This is a genomic window from Shigella sp. FC1544, from assembly GCF_001722145.1.
Taxonomy (GTDB): Bacteria; Pseudomonadota; Gammaproteobacteria; order Enterobacterales; family Enterobacteriaceae; genus Escherichia; species Escherichia coli.
The window spans coordinates 1-1085 of the sequence record NZ_MECT01000329.1; the positions used below are offsets into that span (position 1 = coordinate 1).

Below are 1085 nucleotides of genomic sequence, written 5' to 3' on the forward strand. Positions count from 1 at the left end.
CTTTAATCTGCTTCATGGCGGCAGCAAGTTCAGAGGCAGGAACAACCTGTTCTCCGGCGGCCACAGCAGTAAGACTTCCTTCCTGGTATTGCTTACGCCAGAGAAATAACTGGCTGGCTGCTACACCATGTTGCCGGGCAACGAGGGAGACCGTCATCCCCGGTTCAAAGCTCTGCTGAACAATTGCGATCTTTTCCTGTGTGGTACGCCGTCTGCGTTTCTCCGGCCCTAAGACATCAATCATCTGTACTCCAATGACTAGTCTAAAAACTAGTATTAAGACTATCACTTATTTAAGTGATACTGGTTGTCTGGAGATTCAGGGGGCCAGTCTAAGGATTATCCTGTCTATGATTTTCTACTTAGAAGGATATGGCACTAACTATGCATCTTATAGTTTACTGCTGGCATCTATTTAAAATAGCAATTGAGTCAAATAGCCCATCAAGATAGCCATACCTAATATAACCGTCAGGAATGCAGCTATCATCGGCATTCTGAACATTGATTTAAGTAATATCACTTCCGTCAGGCTTGCGCCGGCACTGCCGATGATTAATGCCATTAATGCTCCCAGACCCATTCCTTTTGTCATCAGAACAGATGCCAGAGGGATAACTGCCTCAGCCCGGATATACAGCGGAATACCGACAACGGCGCTTAATGGGATGGCGAAGGGATTATCTGCTCCTGCATGAGCGGCAATCCACGCTGAGGGAATAAAGCCATAAATAAAAGATCCTATTAATACTCCTGGTAATGACTCCAACTTATTGATAGTGTTTTATGTTCAGATAATGCCCGATGACTTTGTCATGCAGCTCCACCGATTTTGAGAACGACAGCGACTTCCGTCCCAGCCGTGCCAGGTGCTGCCTCAGATTCAGGTTATGCCGCTCAATTCGCTGCGTATATCGCTTGCTGATTACGTGCAGCTTTCCCTTCAGGCGGGATTCATACAGTGGCCAGCCATCCGTCATCCATATCACCACGTCAAAGGGTGACAGCAAGCTCATAAGACGCCCCAGCGTCGCCATAGTGCGTTCACCGAATACGTGCGCAACAACCGTCTTCCGGAGCCTGTC

1 protein-coding gene and 2 pseudogenes are annotated in these 1085 nt (G+C 47.8%); all 3 read right to left on the reverse strand.

Translation table 11 applies throughout. The features are described 5' to 3' along the window. Window positions 1–244 (reverse strand): transposase (locus tag BGK49_RS15350; protein ID WP_000567704.1); only part of this gene is annotated, 244 nt, incomplete at its 3' end. A gap of 171 nt (window positions 245–415) precedes the next feature. Next, window positions 416–760, reverse strand: a pseudogene (locus BGK49_RS15355) (permease); the annotation flags it as partial. Between the two features lie 10 nt (window positions 761–770). Then, window positions 771–1085, reverse strand: a pseudogene (locus BGK49_RS15360) (IS1-like element IS1B family transposase); the annotation flags it as partial.